This is a genomic window from Vibrio sp. A37, from assembly GCF_059777565.1.
Genome location: NZ_JBLNLI010000001.1, coordinates 479,819 through 501,729 on the forward strand (window position 1 = coordinate 479,819; position 21,911 = coordinate 501,729).

The 21,911-nt window shown below is 41.2% G+C and carries 14 protein-coding genes; 9 read left to right on the forward strand and 5 right to left on the reverse strand.

The window, feature by feature from the left end; genetic code table 11:
* Positions 1 to 258: 258 nt before the first annotated feature.
* Positions 259 to 4,827, forward strand: coding sequence for a hypothetical protein (locus ACM2FC_RS02030; RefSeq protein ID WP_498479154.1), 4,569 nt, complete (start codon positions 259 to 261; stop codon positions 4,825 to 4,827).
* Between the two features lie 382 nt (positions 4,828 to 5,209).
* Here the strand turns inward: ACM2FC_RS02030 and ACM2FC_RS02035 are convergent, their stop codons facing one another.
* The 4 genes from ACM2FC_RS02035 to pdxR all read right to left on the reverse strand — a co-directional run bounded on the left by ACM2FC_RS02035 (position 5,210) and on the right by pdxR (position 10,219).
* On the reverse strand, positions 5,210 to 6,205 hold the full coding sequence (locus ACM2FC_RS02035) for an exonuclease/endonuclease/phosphatase family protein (RefSeq protein WP_498479155.1): 996 nt from the start codon (positions 6,203 to 6,205) through the stop codon (positions 5,210 to 5,212).
* A gap of 370 nt (positions 6,206 to 6,575) precedes the next feature.
* A complete protein-coding gene (locus ACM2FC_RS02040) occupies positions 6,576 to 7,514 on the reverse strand; it encodes a polysaccharide lyase family 7 protein (protein ID WP_498479156.1) in 939 nt (312 codons plus the stop codon).
* 211 nt (positions 7,515 to 7,725) lie between these two features.
* A complete protein-coding gene (nirC, locus tag ACM2FC_RS02045; RefSeq protein ID WP_498479157.1) occupies positions 7,726 to 8,550 on the reverse strand; it encodes a nitrite transporter NirC in 825 nt (274 codons plus the stop codon).
* Between the two features lie 247 nt (positions 8,551 to 8,797).
* A complete protein-coding gene (gene pdxR, locus ACM2FC_RS02050) occupies positions 8,798 to 10,219 on the reverse strand; it encodes a MocR-like pyridoxine biosynthesis transcription factor PdxR (protein ID WP_498479158.1) in 1,422 nt (473 codons plus the stop codon).
* A 92-nt stretch (positions 10,220 to 10,311) separates the two neighbouring features.
* Here pdxR and ACM2FC_RS02055 point away from each other — a divergent pair, with 92 nt between their 5' ends.
* From ACM2FC_RS02055 to ACM2FC_RS02065, 3 genes are all read left to right on the forward strand, one after another.
* Positions 10,312 to 10,968, forward strand: a complete 657-nt coding sequence (locus tag ACM2FC_RS02055; RefSeq protein WP_498479159.1) for a pyridoxamine 5'-phosphate oxidase family protein — start codon at positions 10,312 to 10,314, stop codon at positions 10,966 to 10,968.
* Positions 10,969 to 11,109: 141 nt separating this feature from the next.
* The gene (locus ACM2FC_RS02060; protein ID WP_498479160.1) at positions 11,110 to 12,075 is read left to right on the forward strand and encodes an aldo/keto reductase; all 966 of its coding nucleotides are present in this window, start codon (positions 11,110 to 11,112) and stop codon (positions 12,073 to 12,075) included.
* A gap of 359 nt (positions 12,076 to 12,434) precedes the next feature.
* The gene (locus ACM2FC_RS02065; protein ID WP_498479161.1) at positions 12,435 to 12,920 is read left to right on the forward strand and encodes a GNAT family N-acetyltransferase; all 486 of its coding nucleotides are present in this window, start codon (positions 12,435 to 12,437) and stop codon (positions 12,918 to 12,920) included.
* A 35-nt stretch (positions 12,921 to 12,955) separates the two neighbouring features.
* Here the strand turns inward: ACM2FC_RS02065 and ACM2FC_RS02070 are convergent, their stop codons facing one another.
* Entirely contained in the window at positions 12,956 to 13,552 is a 597-nt protein-coding gene (locus ACM2FC_RS02070; protein WP_498479162.1) for a DUF2238 domain-containing protein, read from the reverse strand.
* 426 nt (positions 13,553 to 13,978) lie between these two features.
* On the opposite strand from ACM2FC_RS02070, the gene ACM2FC_RS02075 reads away from it, so the two are divergent.
* From ACM2FC_RS02075 to ACM2FC_RS02095, 5 genes are all read left to right on the forward strand, one after another.
* A complete protein-coding gene (locus tag ACM2FC_RS02075) occupies positions 13,979 to 14,161 on the forward strand; it encodes a hypothetical protein (protein ID WP_498479163.1) in 183 nt (60 codons plus the stop codon).
* A 51-nt stretch (positions 14,162 to 14,212) separates the two neighbouring features.
* Entirely contained in the window at positions 14,213 to 15,058 is an 846-nt protein-coding gene (locus tag ACM2FC_RS02080) for an alpha/beta fold hydrolase (RefSeq protein ID WP_498479164.1), read from the forward strand.
* A 417-nt stretch (positions 15,059 to 15,475) separates the two neighbouring features.
* Positions 15,476 to 16,492, forward strand: a complete 1,017-nt coding sequence (locus ACM2FC_RS02085) for a patatin-like phospholipase family protein (RefSeq protein WP_498479165.1) — start codon at positions 15,476 to 15,478, stop codon at positions 16,490 to 16,492.
* Positions 16,493 to 16,670: 178 nt separating this feature from the next.
* Positions 16,671 to 18,359, forward strand: coding sequence for a hypothetical protein (locus tag ACM2FC_RS02090; RefSeq protein WP_498479166.1), 1,689 nt, complete (start codon positions 16,671 to 16,673; stop codon positions 18,357 to 18,359).
* Between the two features lie 35 nt (positions 18,360 to 18,394).
* On the forward strand, positions 18,395 to 21,874 hold the full coding sequence (locus ACM2FC_RS02095) for a hypothetical protein (RefSeq protein WP_498479167.1): 3,480 nt from the start codon (positions 18,395 to 18,397) through the stop codon (positions 21,872 to 21,874).
* The last annotated feature ends 37 nt before the right edge of the window (positions 21,875 to 21,911 follow it).

Genomic DNA, 21,911 nt, shown 5'->3' on the forward strand with positions numbered 1-21,911 from the left:
AATAAACATAAGTCGCAATAAATCTATAATTGTATTTAATTATTAAAAATTCGATATTTAAAAAATGGATTTTGAAAATTGAAAACAAAAGAAACATGAATCTATTTTAGATTTATAGGTAATGTTCTTATTGGTTAGTTGTTTAAAAATTTAATTATTATTATGAGATCTTGGTTGGTTTATTAATTTAATTTTCTTTGTATATTCTGTTTGCCTTTTTTTGGGATCGGTCCCCTTTAATTTTAAGGATAAATGACAATGGCTTGTAATGATAGAAACGGACACTTTTTACTGAGTTTACGCAATAAGCTCTGTATAACTATGGATAAAGTACTTAAGAGTAAATCGTTAAAGAAAAAAGAGCTGTCATGTTTTGACGCTTTAATTTCTCGTCGAACATTTTTAGTCAAAAGTGGCCAGTTTGCCGCTTTGGGGGCGTTGGTCAATAGCGGAATGATGCCCAGTGCTTGGGGCATGCTCAATAACGACTTCGCAAGTAACCCAAGTGACTTCGGTATCACCTCGGCGGATATTCAAGGGGAAGTGACCGCCTATCGATTGGCCTATGGCACTGAGTTCTACACTAAAATAGTCTCTGACACTAACTATGAACCTTATGTTCCCAGCTCCTCAGACAATACTTATACCCAAATTGCAGCATTTGAAGGCTTTAATTACGGACAGTTACGAGTCCAAAGTAATTTAGAGTCTACAAACCCCACTGAAGAGACTTTTATCGATACTGATTGCAATTACGGAGGGATGGAGTTTGCCAAACTCACCTATGAGAACGACAGTAAATCCTCAAGCTTTGGTCTAGAAATTCTTACCCACAACAATGAGGTCAATTCTGACGAAGATAATGACAATTATGGCGGGAATTACTCTCGCTCTTTTATACCATATTCCAAATTCAAAGCTGGATTGACACAAGAAGATGGAGCGGAGTTGCATATAAAAAGCTTACATCACCCGCTGCATAACCGTATTGATGCCAGCACTGGAAAAATGTTGGGCGTTCAAGCATTTTTTGTTGGAGGATCTTCAAATAAACAGAACGAAAATTATTTGTGTGTTCGTTGGATGTCTGCGACCCCGAGTTTAAAAGGGGACGACTACTCTATCTCTGACTGGACGATCATACCTCTCGCTGAAGCAAACCAAATATACGGTCGAATGGTAAAAGTGGATACTTACACCGATATTAACGGCCAAACATTTCTGGTTTTATGCCCAGATGGGGTATCTTTTACCTATATTATTACCATCAGCGGTTGGCATCAGATTTCAACATACCGTTGTTATACGTCTACTGTTAATCGTAATGATTATAAACCATCGTTGACTCATGTTGGTGTTGATGATGTTGGAGAATATACGTTCAATATTGCAGGACCTTATGATGAACCGCGATCTTCTTATTTATACACTGTAAAAGCTAATGGACCAGAAGGTTCCACGACATTTAATGAAACGAGCGTCAGTTTTGTAGCTAGGTCGTTAGATAAAGCTTATTTAGTTGAGCCGAAGGGCATAGACCTTAACTACATTGGTGTACGTTTAAGACAGATATGCAATTGCTATGACATTGCAACCACACCCGCTTGGCTCTACGCTGATACAGAAAATGAAGTTGAAACGGAAGCCATCATCAAGATAGCAATATGCCGAACAATAGAAGACAAAACCTATGTGGCCTTATTGGCGTTTGATAAAAACGATGGCGCGTTGATTGGCCATCGCCGTATTTATACCCCAGATATACTGAAGAATGTTTCAAATCCACAAGAACTGACGGGTGGGTTCAGTAAATATGGCCATTTTACCTTTTTTGCTCGAGATGTTGATGGGAATCTGCAGATGTTTAGGCAAAAAGTGGAAGAAAGCCTCTCTACTCCTTACACTGCGTCCGTATTCAGTGCGTATTTTAGCTCTACAAGCAACGAACCCTATAACTTCAATAAGTACGGCAAAGTTCCGCAGTTAGAGTGTTCCATGATTTTTAGTGGTGGAAACGCTGATGGAAGCTCTGAATACTGTGGCTTTTTTATGGGAAATAATTTCTCCAATATTCAGTGTACACCTCGATTCAATGAATCAGCCGAATACCTGGCAATGAAGAAGGATATCTACACGAAGAAATTCAAAGTCGTATCCGTTCATAACAAAATGGTTGAAAAATCGTGGGTCACTTCACCCATTACTTTAGCCATGGGGTTAGAAGCATCACAGAAAGAAAAACAGTGTTATAGCGCCAAGATCACGCCGACTAATAGTTATGGTTCTAATGTGGTACTGACTGAAGACCAATACCTAGAAATTCGTGGTTTTGCTCCTATGAGAGTGATTGTGAATGATGGTCGAGCTTATAACATCAGTCGAACCAAATCTGCGCTGATCAAGGACACGCAATGTGACGGCTCGTTCTGTATCAGTATATTGGCTGAAGAGCAAGGTTTGGCTTGCCGGATTTCGGCTCGAATCATTGATGTGAGCACCTTAGAAGCTGGCAGCGATGCGGCTTTACTTCAAGACCCAAGTGGTGCAGGTATCACCTCGCCTTGGTTTGACATTAATCTTGCTGAAGAATCAACCGCTCGTTTAAATGATACAGCCTACAACAATGTTACGACGATAAAAACGGAAGCGACAAAACAAAATCTTGAGTTTACGCCAGAAGCTAAAGCTTCTGGCGCAGATTGCTACACTTCCATTCAAAACATCAATGCCGCTCTTGCCTCGGCTATTATTAACTTAACAAGCCCAACTGAAGACGCTGACTCGGTTCAATCAGGGTTGTATTCTGCGGATGAGGGGGGAATTGATCCGTTAATGACCTTGCATATTGTTGATTCAGCGAAATTGGCGGCGACTTCGTCTAGTAATAGTGCCACCAGTTTTACGTTTGATGAGAACGGTGCCCTTGTGATTGCCTCGGGCAGTGTATCTGAGCAAAAATTCACGGGTTTTTGGAACAAGGCATTAAAATGGATTTGTGATATTACTCATGTTATTTCGAATGTGCAGGATCTTTTAACTGGAGCTGCAGCGATAAAGTTGACTATAGATGCAACGAAAGCGTCGTTTGAAATCACTGAAGATTTTTTGCACTCTTTAGGGATCTATGAGTTGGATGAAGCGCTTGATGCCATCGATGGGGTGATAACTTCGGCAGAGCAAATCGTTGATTTAATGTCAATAGTGTACGTGAAAATTTGTCCACTTGATCAAGTTTTTAACGTCATTTTCACCATTGTTGACTTACTCGTTCATCTGCCACAAGTTAAACGTTGTATCAGCTCAGCGCAAACGATGATGACAGATTTAGGCGATTACGCCTATCAGCTTTCCGGCGAGGCTGTCAATGATGTCAAAAAGCTGCAGAATTTGGTCACAACACGTATGTCGAATAGCACACGATTCACGGACTACCAAGGTCCATGTGATGGTGTTGGAGAGAAAGTAGTTAATATCATGAACCAAGGCATATCATGGATTATGAATGGCATCATGAACGACCCATTTGTGCAGGATTTTTTGAAAATATTCACTTGGATAGTCAAAGCGGTCGAATCGTTTGTGGATAAGGCAATTGAAGTAAGCAGCCCGATATTGTTTGAAGACTTAGACTATGATCCAACAGCTGTCGTAGAGAAAGTGTTGACTGGTGCCTATAAAGAGTTACTTTCAGCTGATGATGTTATTGCAAATATTATTGACAGCATTTTAAATCTTGGAGATGGATTCGAACATTGGCCTGATATTGCCCTATCCATACTGGATGATATCAAAGACAGCGTTTATGAAGGAATAGAATGGACGTTTGATCTATTGATAGACGTCATAACCATGGTACATGAAGCGGCCCATTCGGCTTGGAGTCAATCATTCATTAAAATCCAAATTCCTTACGTGACAGCTTTCGTTGGGTTATTTGATATCGATCTCTCTATACATACCAGTTTGTCTGAACTCAGTGGGATGATTTTCGGTGTGTTTTACTGGGTTTTCCAACGCAAGACGACTGGAGAAACGGATACCACAGTTCCAAGCATTCCGATGCCCGAGCAACGTGATTCGGTCTCGGTAGAGCGCCCAGTACTCACCAGTGACGGCATTGATTATGATGCGTTTGGTCTAGCGATGGGATGGTATGGCAATGCCATCACTCATATATTTAATTGCCTTTGGTACGCCGATCAACACCGGAAAATAGCAGAAGCGGAACTGCTAGTCGCTTATTTAGATTCAGAGTGGGAGTCGAATATTGCCCAGATTACCGAAATTAGTATGTGTGTACTTGCCAACATTCATGCGACGATAAACCTTGCTCGATGTCTATGGTTTACCACGCACAATTTATTAGAAGGGGGGTTAGACACCGTGGCTAGATTAGGGATTACTTTAGATGTGGTGGGTTCTTTTGCTTTTAGTACCATGATGATCCCCTTGGCCATTAAGCTCAAGAATCCGGACTTTCATATCGGTAACAAGGGCAAGTTCTGGCCGCGTTGGTGGCTAATAAACCTCATTCGGCACTGCGTTGGTGAGCTTTTGAGTACTATCATATTTATTTCTAGTGAGCCAGATGATCCTATTGAGATTTTTTATCACTTAGCTGAAAGAGCGCAAGGATTGACAGTACCGATTAAAGATATCGTTGATTTCCGTAACGACCCTCAGGTTCACGTGCCTTACGGAGATGTATGTACTGTTGAACAGTATATTGCAAGAATTGAAAAATGGGGTCTAGGTACGTTCATAACCTGTGAAGTGCTTGCAAGCTTTAATACTGCAGCCATTATATTTAAGACGGCTAGGTTGTAAGATCACCTCATTACCAACACGAAACAATTGCTACAAACTAATCGGCCATCTAATGCCTGCGCCCATCATTTGGTGACCGATTAGTTAATAAAGCTAACCCCACAGTCGCTATACTGACTCATTTCTTCGATGGTCAACTCGACAAAATTGAAACGATCAAAGCGCTTAGAAAGTCCTATCAAGGAAAAATACTATTTGCTTCCGATTTCAAGCAATATACGCTTTACCAGAACATGTTTGGCTGAATTGACTCCGCCAATGCGTATTGCTCATGGGAAAAAGATCTCGAGCTAATATAGCTTTTCAAGAGATCTTATAATATTTAGACGGGATTCAGTTTACTGGTGCCCATCCGATTGAACCCGAGTTGAGTAACGTGTAGTCACAGGGTATCGAAATGAAAATTGAAGACTCTAGAAACAGCGTTGTGATCGCTGATTTGTTTGCCACTACTATCTTCGAACTGATGAACTTTTAGTTCAAGTGACTGAATACGCCTCTCAGGATCACGGATACCGATGTTGTCGAGAGCGCCAGCATCTGGGCTACCCCCTCGTTTGGCTTTATACTTGACTTGTCCAGTTTTACCTCTGTTTTCTCGGTAAGTAAATTGGTTTAAAGGTTCAAATTTGATACCTCTCTCCTCGAAGTGAGCCACTTTGCCAGTTGACAGAGGATCCCTATCTTGAATAAAAGCATCTTCGTAACGTTTTGCTCTTCTATCATTTAATTGGCTTTCTAATACTTTATCCCCAGGAAAAGCACTTAAGCGTTCGTTGAGGTCACCTAAAAAGAGCAGTGTTGGTTTCTCGGTGAGTCCTTGGCAACCTGCGTCACACAATGCTCTAACTTCTTCTGCTCGATTGCTCTGTAAGTTCGAGTCTAAGTGGGCACCAATAGCGACTAATGGTGTAGTTCCGACGCGTAGCTGGGCATATTGTCCTCCTTTGTTTCGCGTATCTTTTGTGATACCTAAAAAAGATCCATGCCGTACGCAACCTTTTCTGAGTACTTCAATTAGGCTACGTCTATTCCCAGTTGCTCTTCTCATCAGCTTGTAATCGTCACGGATTAAAACTGCAAAGTGTGTGTACCTAGGTATTAGGAACGCATTAGGTTTAGTACATACTGAAAACTGTTCCGAAACGATGGTTGAATAACCAAATCTTCTGCGCTTTGGTGATAGATATTTTAACCTTTTACGAATGCGTTCAGAGTAAAACTCATGAGACCAAGAACGTTCATGCTCTTGCAAGCTAATGAAAATAAGGTGAGGTTTGTGTGAATTGATATGTTTTGCTAGCTCTTCCGCTGGCTCTTTAGGTGGGTTTATATTCGCGGTATTCCAAGTTAATGCATAGCACTTCAAGTCTGGCATGTGGTTCTCTAGTCCTTGAAAAAAACATAATATACAATTAATCGGGTTATCAATGGGTTAGTGTTAAAGTTCGTATATAAATTCGCTTCCGCTTGGTATTTTAGGGCAGAGACTTGAAGATAGGACCTAGATAAACAATAAAAAAACGTAATATCCATCCTACTGAATTAAAAAAACAAGCGCAGGGGCAGGCTAAAGCGTGAACGTTACTGGAGCGGATCATTTCCTTTTTGGGCGGCTCCCTTAAATACCTTCTAAGTATGTAAAAAATGATCTTATGTCGGAGTTCAATTATCTGTATTTTCCACCGACAACTAGGGCACTTCGATGAGTATTTGTCAACGTGTGCGCCCTAGTCAGTTCAAGTTATTTACGAGCTGTGTTCTACGGATAGGGAGTAGATATTGACAACAAACGTCCCGTCTACATCTGTACCGGGTTGTACTTGCGCATAATCTCCGGCTTTAAAGTAGTAAACTTGGTTTTCCCAGTCAGCGCTCATGTTGTCTTTGCCAAATGTCACCGATTGGGTTTCTGAAGTCGTTCCGTAGTCGACAGTAATCGAAACGGTATCGTTGACCAAAGCGATCTTGTAGCTGAATTTGTTAGTGCCTACAGGACCAACATTGTTGAACTCTAGGCTGAAAGGATTGCCATCAGTAGGGCTTTCATTGATGATGGCCTTAAGTGGCTTGTCAGGCCCTTGCCATTCTAGTTTGACCAACGCTTTGGTTGAATCTTTGGCATGAATTTGTCCAATAACGACTTTTGGCGTCTGTGGGTAATATTCACTGACTTTTACGGTCGCAGTTAAGATATTGCTTCCAGTAGGTGTCCAGTTAGCCGTTGATGTGTCGTCGCCAGGTTGCCAGTTATACAGCTCCCTAAGCTCAGAACGTGCGTATTTCGTGTTGGTGGTTTCAGCTACGTTTGGATCGTTCAGCTGAACTCTAAAGGCCATACTGCCATCGGTAGCGGTGTAAAAATAATTGCTATCCTCAAAGCCTTCGTTGAGAGGGGTAATGCTTGGATAGTCCTTCATGTATTCAGGTAAAATTTCCGCCGAACTAGGGTCATTGTCGACATTAAAATAATAGTTGCCAGAAACAGGTAAGTTTAACTTCCACTGGTCAAGGTCAAAGTTGCTTGATGGTGGTTTACTGGGATTTAAGTAGACGCTTTGCGCTGTGTTTTTTACATTCACGGCTGCTTGGTTTGCAGGAGTAGTCGTGTTTGCGTATGCCAATGAGGTTGCCGATAGTGCCAGTACTGAAACAATTGCCGAGAGTTTTGTAGTTCGAGCCAACATTTTTTCTCCTTGGTTTACAGGGGTATAAGAGTTTTTGTTATTTTGGTGGTATTGTATTACAAATATACCAAGAAGATGTGACTTGAATCTCATGGCAGATTGCGCGTTATATCCATACTTCATAACGGAGAAGAGCCATATATCAGAAGAGGATGGCTATTGAGTGAAAGTAGTCATCCTCTTTTTAAATATACAAAATATTGATTAGTTTCTATGAGCTGGTGCGCGTTGTTAACGTTAGCTTGCTGCTTTCATCAGCATGAACTTTGGGGCGTTCTTCTTTTGGCGTCGCGTACCAATATCCAAGACCGACAAATACTGAACCCGACACAAAGTTGCCCAGAGTTACCCAAAGTAAATTGTGTGCTGCGCCTGATAGAGTAAATGCTTGAGTGGATTCCCCAAACCAAGACAGGGCGAAAATGGTCATATTCGCTATGGAGTGCTCATATCCACTGGCGATAAAAGCAAGTAAGCACCACCAAATAGCAATAAACTTGCTGGCACCTGTTTCGCGCTGACACATCCATATAGCCAGACAAACCAACCAGTTACATAGCATTCCTTTGAAAAATAACGCCATCGCTGGGGTAGTGGATTTAGCCAAGGCTGTTTGATGAAGCAGGCTGGTGGCATCTGGTAACAGTTTTCCCCCGCCAGTACTCATAAACAAAATTGCGATAATGACGGAACCTAGCAGGTTGCCAATCCAAGTAGAAGGCAGGACTCTAGCTGCATCACTCCAACTTACCTGTCCAGTTTTCGCGCCTAGAGTGAAGTAAAGTGCATGACCGGTAAACAACTCAGAGCCAGCAATGATCACTAATGTTAATGCAACCCCAAAGGTAGTTCCCATGACTAGATAGCGCATTGAAGGGTCAACAAGGTTCCCTAGAGTAAAGATCAAAATGACGCCTAATCCAACGTAAGCTCCAGCCATTGCTGAGCTAATTAAAAAACTTAACGGGTTGTTGTCTAAAAGGTTTTTAATGCGTAAAGATGTGTTGCTGCATTTTCTAATTGGATCTGCAAACATTCTCTATCTCCCTATTACTAGTCCGTCATCGGCATGTAGTAATTTTTTGAATGTGTAACATAATTACCTACTTTGGCGTTATTCTAACCATAGTTTAGATAATTTTTATTTATGCCAAGTTAAGTTTGGCAGAGATTTTGATTATGCTTTTAACATAATTTTCTGTAATTGATTTACATTAATTTTCGAATAAAAATTACAAAAATGTTGTTGGCTTGTCGTTGGAAGAATAAATAGCTGGCAACATTTACTGGCGGAACAACTTCGCAAGTGCTGCGATTTTTTCAGGGATGTCATCAAGTGCCACGTTACCAAAACCCAATATCACACCATTCCAGTTTCGACGTTTATTCGTTTGATGCTCGTAGTAGCTCATTGGGCGTATATTGATTCCAACTTGATACGCTCGATTGACCCAGAGTTGCTCATCGATACCGTGTCGCCATTTAATAGTAACGTGCATGCCCGCAGCTTGGCTGATCACCTCGACTTGATTGGAAAAGTTAACTTCTATTGCATCTAACATAGCTTGGTATTTGAGCTTGTAGAGGCGACGCATTTTTCGAATGTGTCTTATCAAATCCCCTTCCTGAATGAAATCCGCCAAAGCCGACTGAACGTGGGCGGGTGAATCACCTGTCATGGCGTCCTTGATGGTTAAGCACTTATCCACTAACGCATTGGGTACGACAAGATAGCCGAGTCTGAGACTATTGAACATGACCTTGCTAAACGAGCCAACGTAAATGATATTCTCATCTCTACCCATTTGACCTGCTAAACCCTGCAAACTGGTATAGGGGCGGTGAGCATATTGAAACTCGCTGTCGTAATCATCTTCTATGATCCACCTATTTCCACTTACAGCCCATTCAATCAAACTCAAACGTTGCTTGGTATCTAACGTCGTTCCTAATGGGTATTGATTGCTTGGCGTAATGTACAGAGCTTTGGCGCTTCTTTGCTTTACAAAGTTGATATCGAGTCCGGTAAATGGTTCAACGGGAACAGAAATAAGGTTGAGCCCGAGAAGGTCTACGATCTTGCTCATTTGTGTATACCCGGGTTGTTCCATTAAGATGGAGTCCGAATGATTGAGTGTGGCCATCAAAACAATAGAAAGAGCCTGTTGAGCACCGCTAGTAATTATAATTCGGTTTGCATTGCACTTAACACTCCGGCTGGTGGCTAAGTAATCTGATAACGCGCGGCGAAGCTCGATACTGCCTTGGATATCTTGAGAGCCCATCAACTGTAATCTTGCCGAATAGCGCTGCAATATTCGTTGCCACTTTTTCATCGGGAACTGAGTGAAGTCGGGAATACCTGAAGCAAACGGTTCATCCCGTGATTTTGTTTCTATCAACGGTGCGCTTGAATCTGGATTGTGCGAAGAAGGCAAATAGGCTTCAGGGAGTTCAACACATACATAAAATCCAGAACCTTGGCGGCTTTCAATGTATCCCTCGGCCATCAATTGCTCGTAGGCACTTGTCACTGTGTTTCGACTTAGTGCCATTTCATGAGCAAGCTTCCTTGTCGAAGGCAGTTTGCCACCTTTAGGCCAGAGTTGGTCAACAATTTTTGCTCGAATAGCCTGAAAAAGAAGTGTGTGTTTTGCTGCTTTTTGATTAGGTAACTGCAAATCACCGATGTCGATTAAACTCATAACTGGATCTTTATATTTGTCAAAAGTGGTTCTAACAAAAGTACCAATTGATTGCTAGATTGCAATTTAGACACACAAAATAAGGACTCACGATGCTATCAAGTACTAATAGAAGCAAAATAAAAAAAGCGCAGCACAAAGCGGTTGATGATATTGAAAAGCTTTACTCAATCATTGATGAAAGCTTGATAGCCCACATAGCGATTCAAGAAGAGTCAGGTCCTATTGTAATTCCTATGTTGGCTTGGAGAATCGACAATGATGTGTATATCCATGGCGCGAACAACAGCCGATTGATGCGTAAGCTGAAAAAGGGAGGGCAGACTTGTCTGACGTTTACTTTATTTGATGGTTGGGTGCTAGCACGTTCAGCGTTTCATCATAGTGCACATTATCGTTCTGCGGTGGTGTTTGGTAGTTTCGAAGAGGTCGCGAACAAAAATGATAAAGATCGTCTGCTCAATCATTTTATAGAACACATCGCACCAGGTAGAACTAATCAGGTTAGGCTAAGCAGTGACAAAGAACTGGCCGCAACGACTTTACTGACAATCCCAATTAGCGAAGCTTCAGTGAAAATTAGCAATAACGAAGTCAGTGATGATAAAGAAGATCTGGACCTGCCAGTTTGGGCAGGCTATATGCCGTACAAGACGGTTGTTGGCCCACTAGTTCCCACTACCGACTTAGCAGAAATTATAGCGACGCCAGACTATAGCAGTGCCTATGGAGAAAGATGGTTTGATTAAATTGAACTAACGATATTTCGATATTTCGATATTTCGATATTTGGTCGAATTGCAATCCGGTCATTTCATGCTTGAATGTAAGTTTAAGGATTTACTTACAGACCCTACTTTTACTAATTAGTATGAATTGTTGGAGAGCCTATGTTTTCGACCGAAAAAGATAAAATCAAGCAAATTGGCTATGGTGCAATGGTATTAGAAGGTTACTACGGACCGAGTGAAGATGCTGCTGCAGTCGATACCTTAGTTCATGCCATTAATAGCAATATGATGATTGATACTGCTGATGCCTATGGGGCTGGCCACAATGAAGAGTTGGTCAATCAGGCTATTTTGAAAGCCGACAAAAAACCTTATGTGGCGACTAAATTTGGAATTGTGTTTGAAGAGGGGATAAAAGGAAGTCAGCTCGACACAGGTTGGGGCTTTCCACTGACTATAAATGGTTCAAAGGAGTACGTGAAAAGAGCAATCGACAATAGTCTTATACGGTTAGGGGTAGAGCAAATCGATCTCCTCTATGCTCATTATCTCGATCCAAACATCCCATTAGAAGAGACTGTTTCGGTAATGTCTGAAGCCGTTTCTGATGGCAAGGTAAGACAGCTAGGGCTTTCTAATGTTACGGCAGATGACGTTCTTCGCGCGAACCAAGTGCATTCGATTGCGGCAGTTCAATATGAATATTCATTATTCCGGAGGGAAGCAGAAACGGAGATTCTACCTGCAGTAAAGAGTATTGGAGCGGCACTTGTTGCTTGGTCTCCACTTGGAGCGGGTTTTTTAACTGGCCAAGTCAAAGAGCTAGCGGAAGGTGATTTTCGTAATAACAACCCCAAAATGCAAGGGGAGAACTTTATTAGTAACTTACAGCGTTTAGAAAAAATTAAAGACATAGCTGAGGAATTGAATGTTTCACCGGCGCAGCTAGCGTTAGCGTGGTTGGTTGCACAAGGTGAAAACATTGTTCCAATCCCAGGTAGTAGGAAAACTTCACGAATTGATGAGAATCTCGAAGCGCTAGAAATTAGGCTAAGCCAAGAGACCTTAAATCAGCTGGACAGCATTGCTCCGATTGGCTCATTTAAAGGAGCGACGCTGGTTTAGATTTCTGTATTTAATATGGTTGTGCCGTGGCTATAAAAGTAAGGCGGTATAATAGGAACCGCTCTTCCATCCCTAAGGGAGTTTAGGAGAAGGTTAAGATGAGCGTAGCGAATAGGCACTCAAGCATACAAGTAATAAGGAGATTATGTTAGGGCGTGTAGATGACCACACGAAATTAACACGTCCTTGTAGAAATAAGCGACAATACAGCTACAAAAAATCACCTCAAAAGATCTTTAATTTCTAATACAGCAGCTGTTGAGCGAAAGTTGCACTTTTAGCTGAGCTTATATAGTTTGTATATAACTACATATCAAGGAGTTATGATAGCTATGTTTATAAAAAGCAGCCGTTTATTTATGAGACAAATTGATCGTGGGGATTGGGAGCTGTTTAAGCGATTAAAAACAGACCCGCAAGTGATTAAATGGTGTTGGGATGAGCCATCTGAAGCTGAGATTAAGGAGCAATTTGAATCACGTCTGCCAATTTGGCACAGATATCATCAGGGGTGGTTAAGCTTGGTTGTAGAAGAAATTGAAACAGGTCACGTAGTTGGAATTACTGGGTTTAAGTTGAGCAATGATCACGCGGAAGTTGGGTATCTTTTTCTACCGAATTTTATGGGGCGAGGATACGCATCAGAAAGCTTAAAGTCGGTTATCGATTGGGCACAGAAAGAATTAAATGTTGGATCATTTTCTGCGTTGGTGACAAAGGGCAATGTTACTTCAGAGAAAGTGCTGACAAAATGCGGCTTTAATTTGTCTAAGGTAGTGCCTGAATGTTATGAAATCGGTGGCCACAAACTGACAGATCATGTTTATACGCTCACCTGTGAATAGTTCGTTGCGTTTTAAATAGCTCCATATTTGTGGAGCTATTTGCTTAAAAGTCCACGCTGAAATACCAATAAAACTAGCCCAGTTAACGCTCCCAACGTATCCATTAACATGTCTTTTTGCGCATCCCAAATGTCTCCTTGTGAACCCAAAAATGCAATTCCTTCGTCTCCACCGGCAAGTGCGGCATACCACCATTCGATAATTTCATACGCTGCGGCTAACGACATAATTGCGAATAGAGCAAATAACAGAGACAGTTTTACGCTAGCTAGATTTCTGCGAATTAAATACTCGGCAATTGGATAGGCATACAGGCCAATGGAATAGTGAGCGACTCGGTCAAAGTTATTTCTTTCTGAGCCAATCATGTTGTTAAACCAATCAAATGGGACTTCCGCAAAGGTATACTTTGAACCTATAGTGTGCAGTGCCAACCAGATAAACATGAGCACGTAAGCAGTATTTGAGAATTGGAATCGGCGAGAAATGATTCCAATGAGTACCAATATTCCCAATGCAGGCAGTATTTCGGCTAACCATACAGCACGAGATATCGGAGCGATGGCAGAGAAAATAAAAATAAAAATGTATGTTAGCATCAACCATTTCAATACTGGTTTTTTTGTAGTCATAGAGATCATCTACTCAATCCTTTACTTATGATCCAATGTTAATTTTACCTACACTTCCATATGTACTTAGTGTAATTCGGAAATGTTCTAACAACAAAATTATAAATCACAAGTTTTATAATTTTATAAAACCGTAGACGGTAATTGAGAGTGCTATATTCAGTATGGTGATCTTTAAAATAAGCATATAGCAAAATTTTTAAACAACTTTATTTATATTGACACGGAATTGTCTGTTAATGAACAGACAAATCTTTATGTTACCGCAGTATTCAATCCTTCGATTAATTAATGCTTAATAAAATATAGATGAAAAAATAAAGGTAGACTTGAGAACAAGGTATCTACTGTTTTAGCAAGAATCAATCTAGACAATTTTATTTAAGAGTTTCGATAAGGTATTAGCGAGAATCTATGAGAAAACTTGTGTTAATAGTAATACTTGGCGTGTTTCTTGGTGGATGCACAATCTATCCAGCTCCATTTGCTATAGGCGTCTCTGATGGCCACGATGATGGATATCACCATCATAACCATCATCATAATAAGCATCACCACCATCATTCAGAGTTTTGCCCTCCAGGCCAAGCAATGAAAGGCTATTGTTAGAGTAATGATAGCGATATTTTTAAGCGTATGCTCGATAAGAGGAAAGATATAGTGTCAGAAGTGCAATCAAAATATTTTTATACCAATGATCAAGTTAAACTGCATTACCTGCAAGCAGGTAGAGGACCTCTTTTAATTCTGTTACCGGGAGGAGGGTTTAGCGCAGAACTATTTCGCTTTCAGATAAAAGAATTCAGCAAGTACTTTACAGTTGTGAGCTTGGATAAGCGTGGTCACGGGAAGTCCCAAAAGCCAGATCACGGTTATCGGGTAAGCCGCTTCGCAAAAGACTTAGAGGATTTACTGGCCCATTTAAATGCTGACTCAGCCCATTTTATCGCTCACTCACTAGGAGCTGCCATCGTTTACAATTATATCGACCTTTTTGGGGCTGAAAGAGTGTCTAAGCTAGTGGTCATTGATGAACCACCAGTTTTATTAGTTAACCCAGAATGGGATGAAAATGAAAAGATGAATTTGGGTGCTATCTATTCAGCAGAAGGAGTACATCAACTTACCAACCAATTTATCACTTCAGAGCCTGAAGAAATAGGAATGAATATCATTAATGCAATGACGACAAAATATGCCTCTGAAAGTCAGAAACAGTTTTTACTTGAGTGTATGGATATTCCAGGTTTTGCGGCAAGCCGATTATATTTAAATAACATTTGTCAGGACTTCAGAGATGTCATGGGTAAACTGAAACCTGACACATTGTTTATTACAGGTAGAGCCAGTCTACATCCATGGCAATCTCATCAATGGATGCAACAACAAGTCTCTGGTTCGAAATTGGTTGTATTCGAAGAGCAGGATGGGGGTAACCATTTTATGTTTGTAGAAAAGCCAGACACCTTTAATACTTCAGTGATACCTTTCTTACTAGATAATTAATTCATTTGTGACAGTTCAATATTTATACACCTGGGCTGTCGCTCATTTAGTTATCTATTGTCAATAGCATTAAGGTTGGAGTATTAATTAAAAATTATTCTGGATAAATAAATCATAATAGAAATATTCGATACTTATATTTCAATATGAGGTACTGTATTTTTATGCTTAATTTTCAGTTCGTTGTTCTGCAAATATTTCATAAATATAATATGCAAGTTTAATTTATCTTCTGTTTTTTGAGTTTATTTCCCATTTTGCATTTTTATGACGTTCAATTTACAAATGAAATTATTTAAGTTTGTATTGTTTTATGGAATTAACTTTTGCCTGGTTAATTATTGATCATTAATAAATAAGTCTGAGCTTATTTATTATCCATTGATTTATTTTTAATATAATCGAATAGGGCTTTATATGTCTAAACTAATACTTTCCCTCGATGGTGGGGGTATTCGTGGAGCTGCTACTACGCAATTTCTGTCTCACGTAGAGGAAGCTTTAAAAAGTGATTTCAATTTATCGATTCGAGATTGTATTGACTTATATGCTGGAACAAGTACTGGAAGTATTATTGCGCTTGCCTTGGCAACCACTGATATGCCAATAAGTGCGATTAATGAGCTTTACGGTAGCCAAAATGCTAAGGAAATATTTGCAAAAAATAATTGGCTATTTGAATTTGACGGTTTAAACGGTCCGAAGTACACCGCTCCAGGTAAGACGTCGTTGTTGAAGCAAAAGCTCGGTGGCGCGCAGATAGGTCATGTTCAGTCGGGTAAGCATGTGCTTGCGGTGACTTACGATCTGGCGAATAGAAGGCCAGAAGTGATTAAATCAAGTGATTCAACCCACTCTTCTATTCCCAGTTTTGAAATCGCTGATGCTTCTAGTGCTGCACCTACCTATTTTCCAACCAAACAAATGGAAATCAATCAAGACAGAAGATGGTTAGTGGATGGTGGAGTAACTGCAAACAACCCAACCATGTGTGCAGTCGCTGAGGCTAAAGCTATCTGGACAGAAACTCCACTGGAAGACATCAAGGTGTTGTCCATTGGAACAGGATATCGAACTCAACAAATAGACGGTGCAGCTTCACAGAAGTGGGGGATCTTAGGCTGGATGACCAAAGGACATATTATGGATCTATTGTCCGACGAGATGGTGGTGTCCTACCAAGCGAAAACCATACTAAAAAACGGCAACTATATTCGAGTGAACTCAGACATGCGAGCTCAAAATGACTTACCAAACCCACCAAGTGATGAAATGGATAATATTTCGCAGCAGAACATTTCCAAATTAAAGAAAATGGGTGATTGGTGGTTTGAAGTGTATGGGGCAAGCGTTATCGACATGTTGAGAAATCAATATAGTGGTCCTTCTCTAGATCGAATCGATACGACTACGGGTAGACCTATATCTATTTAAAGCCTTGAAGGAACATGAGGGGGTTACATAATTCCAGTAAACCTCACAAGTAGCTAGCTTTTAAGTTCAGATTTTAATTTATCAGCTAATTTAGCTTCATTAAAAAATGAAGTGACGGACAAATGCTGTCTATTGGCAGCTCGACAACATAATTATATTAAACATAAAGGTACATACCATGGCTCAAAAAGATTCAAACCTTTCAATTACACCTTTAGATTTTGTCGTAGCAGTAACGGAAGAGTCTATTAACTCAAAGATGTTCCAATACTTGGCTGAAACTGAGTTTCCTACTATGTCTTTGTGTTGGACCGCAGAAGATAATAGTGACAAATTTGATCCGATATCACTTGAAGACCTAATGAGTAAATCCAGTGAAGAAGGTGGAACAAATGGTACTAACCCTTTTTTAGTGAATAGCTGGAAGGAAGGGCAGGCAGAAAACCAAGATATCACCAATATCATCAATTCGCAGTTTGACCATGGTATTCAAATGAAAATTGGTCTTCCTTCGGAAATGAATATCCCGGGATCTCCACAACAGCCATATAAAAACACTTTGCCCTATATCGTTTTGCAAGACACCAACAATACCAACACCGCTATTTTCAATTTGTTGTTTGCAGAATTTACGGTTGTTTATACAGAGTACGGCCGAAGAGGTTTGACAGGCTTTACCAATTCTACCCAGCCATCACAATCGTCTTTCGGTCTGCAAGTCAGGGTACCACTCAGCAAGCTAGCAGTCGCAAGCAGTAACGCACCGAAAAACGTGCAAGATGCATTAAATAATTTGAGCGGTGGCGCCTTTAGTATCCAGCAATTGTTTTTCGACTTTACCAATGCGGTGCTCACTCACTTGCCGACCAACAATTGGCCGCCATATATCCAAAATCACTTTACGGCGGGTATGATTCAAAACGTCATCAAGCAAGATGAAAAGTCTCAAGGCTTATCTGTTGTGGGCTATTCCATACACAACAATATGGCAAGTGAAAGTACTCTATCAATCGGAAATATGGAGATGGTTTTTGACTATTTCACTGCAGGCGGTGAACAGACGCCAGATCCTAAGTTAAGTACATTGAACTACCTATGTACAGTACCGGGTGGAAAGCCGATACCAGCCAATTATTCAGGTATTAATTGGGACTGGCTATCTTTAGATGCGTCCAAGCAATCTGATGGTGTTGTGGCGATCAACAGAAATACTTTGGTGAAATGGATTGAAACGAGACTTCTTGCACAAGCAATGCCTTGTTGCCTTAAATCTGACGTCAGTGTTACTGGCGGGCCTACCTACAAGTTCTCTCTCACGCCCGACCAGCAGCCAGCGATTACCTATCCAAAAACAGGTGAGACAGTATTGCAGCTTTCTTATTCACACAATGCGTATGATTGGGCATTTGCACAAGGCTCTATGACTCTGAATACATCGTATTCCGCAGACGTGAAGTTTGTTGGTAACACTATCGTGATCGATCAGCATTTAACGATTTACACCAAGGTGAAACTGCTGACCAACAACGCGGAAGGGAACGTAGTCGATATCGCCCTGACTGACACATACACACTTTCTGTTGACGAGCATGGCAAATTGGCAGTCGCGCTTACTCCGAAGCGTTCAGACAACTCTAACTTCGATAGAAGCTCTTTCAGTTTCTGGAAAGGTGGCGTGAATGATATGACCACTGACGTACAAAATTGGGCTAAGAATATTGCGAGCACTCGATTTGGCGATCTGCCAATTAGTGATATCGATGCTTTTGTTTTCCCTGGTGGTCGAACGTTTACTTATAACAATGTCCAGTTCTCAGACAATCAAGATTTAGTTTCCTCACTGACTTATCTCGATCCGCAGCAGTAAGCGCTTAAAAACAACCAAAAATTAAGAGAATGATTATGAACGAAACAATTTCTTATTCATCAGAGCTAATGCGCAACTATGTAAGCGCATCCATTATGGAAGCAGATAAGAATTTTGAAGTACTGCAAGATGGTAATGGCCATTCCCTACTGTTTTCTATTGGTACGGACGGTGTATTTTGGCTGACTCAGGAGCTATCAGGTAAAACTGCGCAAGGTTGGGAAAAGCACGATGTTAGTACTGAGCAGCTTAAACTCGATTTTCCGGGAGGTGTTATCCCAAAAGTTAAGACAATGTCCGTTGCGCAAAACCAACAGACTGGAAAGATTTGTCTTGCTATGGTGGTGACATCGAACGGTTCTGACACGCTTTATATTAGTCTGGGGAACTCATCAACAGATACTTCTTGGGTTTCGGCACCTAAGTGGGAGGCATGCCCCTACGATTACCAAACTGATGCGCCATCGCCATTAGATGTATCGAAGCTTTACGTGACTGAAACGTTGGATGGCCAGTATATAGTCGTTGATATTAGCAACAACAATGCAGCGAATCCTCTGGTTGAAAGATACTATATCTTGCCGTTTAGCAACACTAAGTGGAATCTTCATGCTCTGCCGACAGATTTAAATACTTTGTCCGTTCATACGCCTTACCAGAGTTGTATTGGCAGGAAAGCAGGAGGTAGAACAGACGGAATCTATACGTTTGGGCAGATAAACGGAGACACACAGTTTTTATATGTGCCGCTATGGAACTCGTTTGGTAGCGGAACGCCTGCTCCTGATTTACTTGCTCTACCTGACAATATCCAACCAGAGTCGATGGCCGCATTTCGAAATGGTCATTCTGATAACTCGACAGATCTGCTAGTGGTAGCAAAGGGCAGTTTTTATTACTTTGATTCAAGGTTAACTTCAAACAATCAGGCTAGCCTACTCCTATCCGATGTGATGTTTAGCGGGGTGTCAAACCTGCACGCGACATTGCAGGATAATGTTTTGACTGTGTGGGGGATAAATAGTGCAAATCAGATTTTCTATACGTCTAGTTCATACGACAGTAGCTTACCTGAAGGTGCTAGCCGAACTTGGAATTGGTCAAAGCCTGTGCCGTTAAAAGAGGGGGTGGACATGGTTTCGCCCTATGTAAATTTAACAGATGGCAGCAATACCATTTTCTGCTCAGGGGCCAGTGGGTTCTCAAAGCTAGAAAAGTGTGGAAAATCGGGGAAGTGGAAAGAATACAAAATAACGCTTCCCTCTGCACCAAAAGAAAAAGCGATTGCGTTTGATTCCTATACGACTCGTGTTCAAGTGACCGATTCGAGCCAACAACCGATAGCAAACTTTTCGGTTAAAGTGAGTGCAAGCGCTAGAACCGCATTCTTTGTCAATAATCTATACACCGTCTTGGGTTGCACGCCAACGGAACTAAAAACAGACGCCCAAGGGGTGATTACATTTATTGAAACCGTAGATAATATTCATGGTACTAGCCTAACAATTGAAAACTCTTCGGCGACTAATATCGTCATCAACCCAATGGATAAGCCATTCAAAAAAATGGCTCAATTAAACACGACTGATTCTTTAAAGAGTGCACAAATTCAGTATCAAAACGGTGACTCGAAACCTTTATTAGCATCCAACACAGATTCGAGTCTAATAGAAACCGCTGCAAAAGGCATGGGACAGCTTTCTCAAGCGTACTTGTCTCAGAATAAAGGAGTCAATCTAGCTTTTACTGCGACGAACTTAAATAGTGTTTCTACCGGCAGAAAGAGTGCCTTGAATGATGTTGGTGACTTATTCCGCTGGCTGGAAACAGGTGTTTCATACACGGTGAATGTGGCTAAGCAAGAGGCAAGCAACGTTTGGAACTTTGTCGTCAATATCGCCGGTAGTGTATACAGTTTTGCTCTGAACTCTGCAGAAAGTATTGTGAGTGCTGGTCAGTGGCTGCTTAAACAAGTAGTGTCTGATGTTAAAGAGTTAATTCACTATTTGCAGTTTTTGTTTGACCTCAATGATATAAAAAGAACCAAGGATGTTTTCTACAATTTGACGTCATTGTTTATGCAGCATCAGGTTAATCAGTTGGGTCAATTTGAATCTGCGGTAGAGTCGGAGTTTCAGACACTACAAGATAAAATCCAGTCTTGGTCAGGAGAGAACTTTCCAAGTTTTGACGCTATTGCTACCAGCCCTCTCTCAGACCAATCTGAGCCACATAAATACTCAACTTCAGCCAACTCTTTTCTATCTCACCACTTGCAACACAATATGGGTGGTGCATCTTTGTCGATTGAAAAGCCGACTGACTCGATCCCTTCCGCCTTGTCAGACTTGCTGGCTTTGGTAAAAACAGAAGCACATATTGCCGAATCGTTAGGAGCAGGTATTAAAACACTAGTTGGCGATATTGGCAGCTCTACACCGGAGTCCATACTGAAGCAGCTAAGTGGCTTAGTTCTCGATAGTGGCTTGCAGAGCGCGGAAAATGTCATTACGTCAGTTCTCAAAGTAATGATGTCGTTGGAAAGTGACCTAATCAGTGTGTTAACGACGCCGCTCTATATTCCGGTGGTATCAGACATTCTCAAAGACTTTGGCGTATCGCTACCTTCAGTACTGGAGATATTTAGTTGGGTAGTCGCGGTTCCGGTTACTATGATTTACAAAGTCATACAGGGGAAGACTTTGTTTCCTGACACCAGTGATACCAAGGCTCTGATTGACGCAACCAGTTTTGAACAGGTTGTCAGTTTATACCAACCTTCCAGTCAGGCCACGGTCTCCACTCCATCCTACGTTTTTAAAAACTTAATGGGTGATCAATCTTCGTCTTCGATGGCTGCATTCAATAGTGACGGTTTCAGCGCGTCAAATCAGTCTGTGGAAGCGGCCAATGAACTTGGTGCAGGTGCTGGGGCAAGCGTAGAACCGGTTTTGGTTTTGGCCTATTGGGGAGCGGCTATCGCTACTGGTATAAACTCAGTTGTTGGTACTTTAGAAGCATTGGAAGACTCTGGAGATAACCCATTCGGTAATCCGTCTCTGCTGCTTTCGGTTATCGGAGGCGGTGCGTCAGCCATGGCAGGAGCGATACATTCGTATGATCCGCTTGATTCGAGCCTTTCGAAAGGCAGCAGTATTATCACCGCTATTAGACTGATGCTTAAGGGGTTATTTAGCAGTAAAGTTCAAGGATATATCCAAGGTGAAGGCGCCGATGAAAGGGAGGTGTCAGCAATAATTGATGCGATTCTTACCATGCCACAAGTCGTATTTACCATTGCACATTTTGTTGAACTGGCTTCAAAGGGGGTGGATAAACCTCGTAGTGTTGCGATCATTGGCGAGACGAGTAGTGTTGTCTCTTATCTCTCTAGAATCTTCTATGCTTCTTTAGTCGTTTCAAAAGATGAGGAAATAGCGGGAGGCTATGCCGCAGCATGCTTGATAGATTCAGGGTTACTAATAGCCAAAGCGGGAGTCATACAATCGATATAGGTTAGCATCCACACCTTAAAGCCTCGTTAAATTTATT

Excerpts from the sequence above, each read along its gene's own strand:
- ACM2FC_RS02030 (WP_498479154.1), top strand. The coding sequence starts at position 259 with ATGGCTTGTAATGATAGAAACGGACACTTTTTACTGAGTTTACGCAAT.
- ACM2FC_RS02035 (WP_498479155.1), bottom strand. The coding sequence starts at position 6,205 with ATGCCAGACTTGAAGTGCTATGCATTAACTTGGAATACCGCGAATATA.
- ACM2FC_RS02040 (WP_498479156.1), bottom strand. The coding sequence starts at position 7,514 with ATGTTGGCTCGAACTACAAAACTCTCGGCAATTGTTTCAGTACTGGCA.
- nirC (WP_498479157.1), bottom strand. The coding sequence starts at position 8,550 with ATGTTTGCAGATCCAATTAGAAAATGCAGCAACACATCTTTACGCATT.
- pdxR (WP_498479158.1), bottom strand. The coding sequence starts at position 10,219 with ATGAGTTTAATCGACATCGGTGATTTGCAGTTACCTAATCAAAAAGCA.
- ACM2FC_RS02055 (WP_498479159.1), top strand. The coding sequence starts at position 10,312 with ATGCTATCAAGTACTAATAGAAGCAAAATAAAAAAAGCGCAGCACAAA.
- ACM2FC_RS02060 (WP_498479160.1), top strand. The coding sequence starts at position 11,110 with ATGTTTTCGACCGAAAAAGATAAAATCAAGCAAATTGGCTATGGTGCA.
- ACM2FC_RS02065 (WP_498479161.1), top strand. The coding sequence starts at position 12,435 with ATGAGACAAATTGATCGTGGGGATTGGGAGCTGTTTAAGCGATTAAAA.
- ACM2FC_RS02070 (WP_498479162.1), bottom strand. The coding sequence starts at position 13,552 with ATGACTACAAAAAAACCAGTATTGAAATGGTTGATGCTAACATACATT.
- ACM2FC_RS02085 (WP_498479165.1), top strand. The coding sequence starts at position 15,476 with ATGTCTAAACTAATACTTTCCCTCGATGGTGGGGGTATTCGTGGAGCT.
- ACM2FC_RS02090 (WP_498479166.1), top strand. The coding sequence starts at position 16,671 with ATGGCTCAAAAAGATTCAAACCTTTCAATTACACCTTTAGATTTTGTC.
- ACM2FC_RS02095 (WP_498479167.1), top strand. The coding sequence starts at position 18,395 with ATGAACGAAACAATTTCTTATTCATCAGAGCTAATGCGCAACTATGTA.